This window comes from Rhabdaerophilum sp., assembly GCF_046092605.1.
GTDB lineage: Bacteria > Pseudomonadota > Alphaproteobacteria > Rhizobiales > Beijerinckiaceae > Rhabdaerophilum.
Genome location: NZ_JBJTDY010000070.1, coordinates 1 through 7,189 on the forward strand (window position 1 = coordinate 1; position 7,189 = coordinate 7,189).

General features: G+C 64.1%; 9 protein-coding genes and 2 pseudogenes. 5 read left to right on the forward strand and 6 right to left on the reverse strand.

What is annotated here, in order from left to right; translation table 11 throughout:
- The first annotated feature begins 10 nt into the window (after window positions 1-10).
- Complete coding sequence (locus ACKODO_RS05905) at window positions 11-283, forward strand: AIPR family protein (protein WP_408982532.1); 273 nt, start codon at window positions 11-13, stop codon at window positions 281-283.
- Window positions 284-343: 60 nt separating this feature from the next.
- Here ACKODO_RS05905 and ACKODO_RS05910 read toward each other — a convergent pair.
- The 3 genes and pseudogenes from ACKODO_RS05910 to ACKODO_RS05920 all read right to left on the reverse strand — a co-directional run.
- Window positions 344-505: pseudogene (locus ACKODO_RS05910) on the reverse strand (IS6 family transposase); the annotation flags it as partial.
- Window positions 502-816 carry an antibiotic biosynthesis monooxygenase family protein gene (locus ACKODO_RS05915; protein WP_408982525.1) on the reverse strand — a complete coding sequence of 105 codons (315 nt, stop codon included), beginning with the start codon at window positions 814-816 and terminating at the stop codon, window positions 502-504. The pseudogene ACKODO_RS05910 and the gene ACKODO_RS05915, both read right to left, overlap by 4 nt.
- A gap of 127 nt (window positions 817-943) precedes the next feature.
- Window positions 944-1,858: a LysR family transcriptional regulator gene (locus ACKODO_RS05920; RefSeq protein ID WP_408982526.1), complete on the reverse strand. Its 915-nt coding sequence runs from the start codon at window positions 1,856-1,858 to the stop codon at window positions 944-946.
- A gap of 394 nt (window positions 1,859-2,252) precedes the next feature.
- Here ACKODO_RS05920 and ACKODO_RS05925 point away from each other — a divergent pair, with 394 nt between their 5' ends.
- Genes ACKODO_RS05925 through ACKODO_RS05935 form a run of 3 tightly spaced genes read left to right on the forward strand, consistent with a single transcriptional unit; the run spans window position 2,253 to window position 4,440 of the window.
- Entirely contained in the window at window positions 2,253-2,510 is a 258-nt protein-coding gene (locus ACKODO_RS05925; RefSeq protein WP_408982527.1) for a hypothetical protein, read from the forward strand.
- A gap of 8 nt (window positions 2,511-2,518) precedes the next feature.
- On the forward strand, window positions 2,519-3,754 hold the full coding sequence (locus tag ACKODO_RS05930) for an ABC transporter permease (RefSeq protein ID WP_408982528.1): 1,236 nt from the start codon (window positions 2,519-2,521) through the stop codon (window positions 3,752-3,754).
- Window positions 3,751-4,440 (forward strand): ABC transporter ATP-binding protein, encoded by a 690-nt coding sequence (locus tag ACKODO_RS05935; RefSeq protein ID WP_408982529.1) that lies wholly within the window; start codon window positions 3,751-3,753, stop codon window positions 4,438-4,440. The genes ACKODO_RS05930 and ACKODO_RS05935 overlap by 4 nt, the downstream gene beginning before the upstream one ends.
- A gap of 139 nt (window positions 4,441-4,579) precedes the next feature.
- On the opposite strand, the gene ACKODO_RS05940 is transcribed toward ACKODO_RS05935, so the two are convergent.
- Complete coding sequence (locus ACKODO_RS05940; protein ID WP_408982530.1) at window positions 4,580-5,293, reverse strand: ATP-binding cassette domain-containing protein; 714 nt, start codon at window positions 5,291-5,293, stop codon at window positions 4,580-4,582.
- A 2-nt stretch (window positions 5,294-5,295) separates the two neighbouring features.
- Window positions 5,296-5,997: an ABC transporter permease gene (locus ACKODO_RS05945; RefSeq protein WP_408982533.1), complete on the reverse strand. Its 702-nt coding sequence runs from the start codon at window positions 5,995-5,997 to the stop codon at window positions 5,296-5,298.
- Between the two features lie 108 nt (window positions 5,998-6,105).
- Between ACKODO_RS05945 and ACKODO_RS05950 the strand changes: the two genes are divergently transcribed.
- On the forward strand, window positions 6,106-6,984 hold the full coding sequence (locus ACKODO_RS05950; protein ID WP_408982531.1) for a substrate-binding domain-containing protein: 879 nt from the start codon (window positions 6,106-6,108) through the stop codon (window positions 6,982-6,984).
- Window positions 6,985-6,987: 3 nt separating this feature from the next.
- Here the strand turns inward: ACKODO_RS05950 and ACKODO_RS05955 are convergent.
- A pseudogene (locus tag ACKODO_RS05955) lies at window positions 6,988-7,189 on the reverse strand (hypothetical protein); the annotation flags it as partial.

Here is a 7,189-nt window from a genome sequence, read left to right on the forward strand (position 1 = left end):
CCCCTCATGAATAAGACGGGCTAGGGGCGGTTCAAAAGGCGGATACAATCAATCAATTATAAGCACAGAAACATCAAATGATGGTTATCTATTTTGGTATCTCAATAATGGTGTGACAATCACCTGTAAAAGTTTCTCGTATAATAAAGGTCATACCAACCCAACACTTAGGTTTGAAGATTTTCAGATAGTAAATGGCGCACAAACGTCTTATTCACTTGTCGAGTCAGCTCGAATTGAACCCAATGCTTTGAATGATGTTGTGCTTATGGTGCGCATTTAGGCTCTGTTGCAAACTTTGGCGTGAGGCGTGCGCCAGCGCGCTTTCCGACGATCGTTCCGGTTATGCGGCGACTGGTTCGAGCTGCGCTTTGGTGAGCTGCACGGCTTCGGCCACGGCAGATGGACCGATGCCGAAGGCGCGCTCGACGAGAAGCGCCTCGCCCTTCATGTTCCGCGTCATGTTGAAGATCGACGCTTGGCCCTTTCTCAGGGCGCGCATCACGATCGGGGAGATTTCACGGCCCAGGCGCGGGACTTGATGACCTGGCAAATCTGGAACTTGTAGTCGCTGAAAAAGCTTTCGATGCCGCGCCTCTTGGCCTTGGCGTGCTCTGGATCGATCCTCCACTGGTGCAGGGCTTCTTCCGTCTCGAACTCGACAATCGTCACCCGCTCGCCGTCCTCTGCGACAAAGCCCTTGTGGGAGACATAGCCGGGGATCGTCCGGGCCAGCTCGCTCATGCGCTTGGCCATCGGCCCATATTCCTCCTGGGCATCAGGGTTCAGGCGTGAACGGAACACGGTGACAATCACGGGTGCGCACCTTTACGAGAGGGAACGGATGCGCAGATAGCAGTGGCCGGTCGGCCTTGCCCTCCGCGATCTCAGCGGAATATATATGCGCCCATGAAATAAATAAAATGCATATTTAGAATAATGATTATGTCTTATCCGACAGGGAGAGCTTTGCCCGCAGTTCATCGACCAGCAGCGTAATCGCCGGATCGAACCGCCCAGGCAGGGCGCTTCTGATCAACGACACTGTGGCCGGAACAACGAAATCAGCCACCTCCAGGATTTGCAGGCCATGACGATGAGGGCTGTGCGCGAACAGACGCGCCGGCACGAGGCCCAAGCCGCCAGCGTGTGCGATAAGGGATAGCTGAAGGTCCTCGCCGAAGATTTCAGCGGCAATCGTCAGCGGCACTTGCTGGCGGTCGAGCGCCCGCCCGAGAGCGGCGCGGCAGCCGCAGCCAGGCGGGTTGAGATACCAACTTTCTCCCGCAAGTTCGCGGAGCCGCCACGGAGTTCCGTCGCGCCTGGTGGGCGTTCTGGATGCCGACACGATCACGACCTGTTCGGCCCCGAGCGGCGACGCTGCCAGCCCGACAGGGATGTTGTGCGCTTCGGTCAACAAGCCGATTGCGCAGTCCAGGCTGCCACCCCGCAAGTCGCCGATGAGCCCGGCGCTCCAGTTCGAGCTGACTTGCAGGCGGATGCGGGGAAACTTGCGCCTTATGGCATCGAGCGGCGTGGTCAAGACCATCTCGCCAAGCCCATGCGCTACCCCAATCCTCAATTCTCCGGAAGGATCCGCCGCGCTCAACGCGCAAGATTCCAATTCCGCGACAGCGGAAAGAACGCGCCTGCAATGTTCGAGCACATGACGCCCAGCTGCCGTGAGAATGGCGGGCTTCACGGTGCGGTCGAACACAAGCCCGTCACCAAGAGCCGCTTCGAAACTCTGGATACGGCGCGTAACAGCCGGTTGCGTCAGATTGAGCCGAAGGGCGGCGCGATTCACCGAACCTGTCTCCGCAACCGCCACAAAGGCTTGAATGTCCTGTAGATTCATAATGGACGTGCATAAACAGATGCTGTTTATGCAGCAAGTTCGGTTTCGGGTCGTGACAGCTCACGCGGTGCGAAACTCGGGCTGACCGTGTGGCAGGTCGTGAGGAATTCCGTGATGCGTTCCGCCGAGATAGGCTCCTCGCATGGGACATATTCCCGGCAATGACCGCGACTGCTACGACGAATGTTCGTGAAATGCCCGGACCTGCTCGCCGGTGCGGTTCAAGCGCGCCCAGTCCGTAGTGCGGCGACCCAGTCAGGCCGTTCACGGCGCTCCGCTAGCGCTGCTGCTGACAACCAGTCGTAGCTCACGGACTTCAGCTCTACGGTAAATCCACCATCCCGACGTTCGACGATTGCGTAGCGCGCATGAGGCGAGCCCGCTGCGGATCGGGATGAGTGTGGAAGCGAACATCATCATCCGGGAGAAGAGGGCCGTGCTGCTGGTGCCCGCCGAGGCCATCCGCAATGCCGGCGGCAAGGCCAGCGTCTTCACGGTGGAGAACGGGAAGCTGAAGCAGATGCCGGTGGAGACGGGCATTCGGGGCAGCCGCCTGGTGGAAGTGACATCCGGCCTTGCGGAGGGCGGCGTGGTCGCCTCGCCGGTGAAGGCGGAATTCCGCGATGGCCAATCCGTGCGCATCGCGCGATAGGGGGGCGCATGGGCCTCGCGATCGACATCGCCATCACGCATATCCGTTCACGCCTGCGGCAGACGCTGGTGGGCGTGCTGGGCGTGGCGACCGGGGTGGCGTTCTCCGTGATGATGGCCTCGCTGATGGAGGGGTCGCAGCGCGATTTCATCGCGCAACTCGTGGATTCCCTTCCCCATATCACGGTGAGCGACGAGCGGCGCACCCCGCCCCGGCAGCCTGCCGCGTTGATCTATGACGAGGTGGAAATCTCGAACCTCTCCACGGTGGATCGCCGTCGCGGCATCAAGAACCCGCTCGCGGTGATGGCCGAGATCGAGAGCTGGGCGCCCGCGAAGGTCGCGCCTTCCGTGCGCGTGAACATCCTCGTGCGGCAGGCAGGACGCGATGTCGGGGCGGTGATGCTCGGCATCGATCCCAAGCGCGAGGCGGAGGTCTCGAACATCGCGAGCAAGATGGTCGAGGGCGGCCTCGACAACCTCTTGAAGGCTTCGAACGCGATTCTGCTGGGCGCGCGCATGGCCGAGAGGCTGGGCATCCGCGTGGGCAACACGGTCTCCATTTCCTCCTCGGGCGGGAAGACGATGACAGCGACCGCCGTCGGGATTTTCCGCACGGGCGTGGCGCAGATCGATGACAGCCAGATCTTTGCGCTGACCCGCTCTGCGCAGATCCTTGCGGGACAGACCGGGCTCATCAATGGGTTGCGCCTGAAGGCCAATGACGCCCTGTCCGCGCGCGAACTCGCGAGCCGCATCGAGGCCGAGACGGGCTACAAGGCCGTCTCCTGGCAGGAGGCGCATGAGGATCTGCTCAACGCCTTCAACATCCGCAATTTCATCATGTATACGGTGGTGGGCGCGATCCTGCTGGTCGCGTCCTTCGGCACCTACAATATCATCTCGACCATCACGCATGAGAAGACGCGTGACATCGCGATCCTGAAGTCGCTGGGCCTGCGCTCGGCGCTGGTGCGGCGCATCTTCGTGCTGGAGGCGCTTGTGATCGGCCTGCTCGGCATGTTCGCGGGCTTCCTGCTGGGATTCCTGATGACGAAAGGCCTGGGCGCGGTGGAATTCAAATCGCCTTTTGGCGATGCCACGCGCCTGCCCGTGATCTATTCGCCGCTCCATTACGGCCTCGCGGGGCTGATCGCGCTCGGGGCCTCGCTCATCGCAGCCTGGCTGCCGGCACGGAAGGCCGCGAGCGTGAACCCGGTCGAGATCATCCGGGGGGCCTCATGACGCCCCTCATCGAGACGCGGCAGGCGACCCGCGTGCTGCGCGGAGAGATCGACACCACCCTCGTGCGCGACATTGATCTCGCCATCAATCCCGGCGAGTTCGTGGCGATCACCGGCCCCTCCGGCTCGGGCAAATCCTCGCTGATGTATCTTCTGGGCCTGCTGGATACGCCCACCTCCGGCGATGTCCTCATCCTCGGCCAATCCACCGCGAGGATGGACGAGGATATCCGCGCGAAGCTTCGGCTCGAGACGCTCGGCTTCGTCTTCCAGTTCCATTTCCTGCTCGCCGAATTCTCCGCCCTCGACAACGTGACGCTGCCGATGCGCGCGCTCGGCAAGCTCTCGGACAAGGCAATGCGGGCGCGTGGCCTGGATCTGCTCGCGCGGCTCGGCCTCAAGGAGCATTCGCACAAGCGACCGGACCAGCTCTCCGGCGGCCAGCGCCAGCGCGTGGCGATTGCCCGTGCGCTCGCAAACGACCCGCAGGTGATCCTCGCGGACGAACCCACCGGCAATCTCGACACCGCCTCGACCGAGCAGGTTTTCGGCATCATCCAGACCCTCGTGGGCGAGGCCGGGCTCTCGGTGATCATCGTGACGCATGATCCGCATCTCGCGCGGCGCGCCTCGCGCCGCCTGCATGTGGTGGATGGGCAACTGGCGCCCGTCCCAACCGATGATTGAAATACGGGGCGGTTTGGTTCCTCGACCGGCGCTGGTTTCCCGGGGCCTGCGACGACGTGGAGCCATTGGCGAAGCCAGGGGTCAGGCCGCGATCATCCCCAGGCCTCTCCCTTTCCGGCTCGTGCTTTTTCGGAATCCGTCACCAGAGCAGGTCGCCGGCGAGAAAGCTGCGGGCTTTCTCGCTGCGGGGCGCGGCGAAGAAGGCGCTGGCCTCGGCGTCTTCCACCAGCGCCCCTCGATTGAGGAAAAGCACGCGTCGCGCGAGGCGGCGTGCCTGCCCGAGATCATGCGTGGTCATCAGCAGGGTCACACCCTCGGCCGCGAGGCGTTCGAGGCTGGCCTCGATCTGCCGCGTCGCGCCGGGATCAAGCTGGGAGGTCGGCTCATCAAGGAAGAGCACCTCCGGTTCGAGCAGCCATGCACGCGCGAGGGCCAGCCTCTGCTGCTCGCCGCCGGAGAGGAGCCGAGCGGGGCGTTCCGCCAGGCTCGCAAGGCCGAAGCGTTCCAGCGCATCCTCCACGCGCCGCCCTGCATGCGTCACCGAGGCTGCGTGCTGCAGATTCGCGCGGGCGGATCGGCGCAGCATGACCGGGCGCTGGAAAACCATGGCATGGCGCTTTCGGCCCGCGCGCATAGCCTCCTCCGCCGCCCAGTTCACGCGGCCCGAAGCCGGCGCGATGAGCCCGTGGCAAAGGCGCAACAGCACGGATTTCCCCGCGCCATTCGGGCCGATGATCGCGGTGATCCCGCCCCTGGGCAGCTCGAAACTCAGCGGGCCGAGCAGGCTCTTGCCTTCAGCCTCGAAAGCGAGGCTCTCGACCCGCAGCGGCAGGATGGAGGCAGGAGCGCGCATGCTCACCCCGCAAATCTCTGTCCGATGCGGCTCGCGCCAAAGGCGAGGCCATTGATCAGAAAGGTCAGCCCCATCAGCACGAGGCCAAGGCCGAGGGCGAGCGGGAGATCCCCCTTGGATGTTTCCAGCGCGATGGTCGTGGTCATGGTGCGGGTGTAATTCGCGATGTTCCCGCCGACGATGAGCACCGCGCCGACCTCCGCGCTGGCGCGGCCGAAACCCGCGAGCAGGCCGGTCGCCAGCGCGAACCGCCCATCCCACAGCAATGTGGGCACGGCGCGCAAACCGCTGACACCGAGCGAGGTGAGATGCTCGCGATATTCGCGCCAGAGTTCCTCGGTTGTGCCGCGCGTGAGCGCGATGACGATGGGCAGCACGAGAAGGGCCTGCGCGATGACCATCGCCGTGGGCGTGAAGAGCAGGCCCCAGGCACCGAGCGGCCCGGAGCGCGAAAGCAGGAGGAACACCATCAGCCCCGCAACCACCGGCGGCAGGCCCATCATGCCATTGATGAAGATGATCACCAGGTTCCGGGCCGGAAAGCGGGAGACCGCAAGCCACGCGCCAAGCGGCAGGCCGATGATCGCCGCGAGCAGCACGGCCGTGAGCGTGACGCGGAGCGACAAACCCACGATCTGCAGGAATTTGGGATCGGCCCCGAAGATCAGGCCAAGGGCTTCCGAAAAGGCTGTCGTGACATCCATCGCGAGCGTGACCACTTCCAGTTTCTGCCTGCGTGATAGGCCGTGATCTGCCTGGTTTTCAAGTTTTGTAATCTGTGCATATATGCGCATTCAAACGCAGGGCAAATCATGGAAATTTATCTGAGCACGGAGCAGGCTGCGGCCTATCTCGGCATCAAGGAGCGCAAGCTCTATGAACTCGTGGCCGAAGGCGCCGTGCCCTGCTCCAAGGTCACTGGCAAATGGATTTTCCCGCGCGCGGCGCTCGATCGCTGGGTGGAATCCGGCCTCGCGCGGCCGGTTGGGCTGGTGCTCGAAGCCGCGCCTGCAATCGTCGGCGGCAGCCATGATCCACTGCTGGAATGGGCGTTGCGGCAATCCGGTTCGGGGCTCGCATTGCTCAGCGAGGGCTCGCTTTCCGGTTTCCGCAAGCTCGAGGCGAATGCCGCGGGCCTTGCGGCCATCCACCTCCACAGCCGGGAGGACGCGGCGAATGTCGCTATCCTCCGCGATTCCCGCGCGCTGACGGACGGCGTGCTGATCGCCTTCGCCGAGCGTGAACAGGGCCTGCTCCTGCCGCCGGGCAATCCCGGGAGGCTCGCGAGCCTCGCGGATCTCGCCGCCGGGAACGCACGGCTTGGCCTGCGCCAGCCGGGAGCGGGCGCTCAACAACTGGCGGAGCAGCTTTTCGCCGATGCCGGGCTGGATTTCGCGCGCCTCACGGCGGGCATGCCGGTCTACCCCACAGGGGATGATCTCGCCTATGCCATCCGCATCGGCGAGGCCGATTGCGGCATCGCCACGCGCGCGGCGGCGAAGGCGCAGGGCCTTGATTTCCTCTCGCTGGCCTGGGAGAAATTCGATCTTGCCATGCGTCGCCGCACCTATTTCGAGCCGGGGCCGCAGAAGCTGTTCGCGCTCATGCGCAGCCCGGATTTCGCCCGCCGCGCCGCGGCGCTCACGGGCTATCGCGTGGCAGAAGCGGGTCTGGTGCGCTTCAATCGCTGAGCATCAGCTCCGCGCCAGCACCTCCCAGGCCCGGGCCGAGGAATTGCGCGCGCCCCGATAGCTTGCGACGATCCGCGCGGTGAGCGCATCCTTCGCGGCGAGGCCGGAGAGGATTTCCTCCGCCAGAATCGCGCCCTTCGCGAGCACCTCCTCCGGCAGGCGATGCACCTGCGTGCCGCCCTCGATCAGCGTGCGGAGCGCCTCG

Bases quoted from the DNA above. Each gene is read 5' to 3' on its own strand.
- ACKODO_RS05930 (WP_408982528.1), top strand. From the start codon at position 2,519: ATGGGCCTCGCGATCGACATCGCCATCACGCATATCCGTTCACGCCTG.
- ACKODO_RS05935 (WP_408982529.1), top strand. From the start codon at position 3,751: ATGACGCCCCTCATCGAGACGCGGCAGGCGACCCGCGTGCTGCGCGGA.
- ACKODO_RS05940 (WP_408982530.1), bottom strand. From the start codon at position 5,293: ATGCGCGCTCCTGCCTCCATCCTGCCGCTGCGGGTCGAGAGCCTCGCT.
- ACKODO_RS05950 (WP_408982531.1), top strand. From the start codon at position 6,106: ATGGAAATTTATCTGAGCACGGAGCAGGCTGCGGCCTATCTCGGCATC.
- ACKODO_RS05925 (WP_408982527.1), top strand. From the start codon at position 2,253: ATGAGTGTGGAAGCGAACATCATCATCCGGGAGAAGAGGGCCGTGCTG.
- ACKODO_RS05920 (WP_408982526.1), bottom strand. From the start codon at position 1,858: ATGAATCTACAGGACATTCAAGCCTTTGTGGCGGTTGCGGAGACAGGT.
- ACKODO_RS05945 (WP_408982533.1), bottom strand. From the start codon at position 5,997: ATGGATGTCACGACAGCCTTTTCGGAAGCCCTTGGCCTGATCTTCGGG.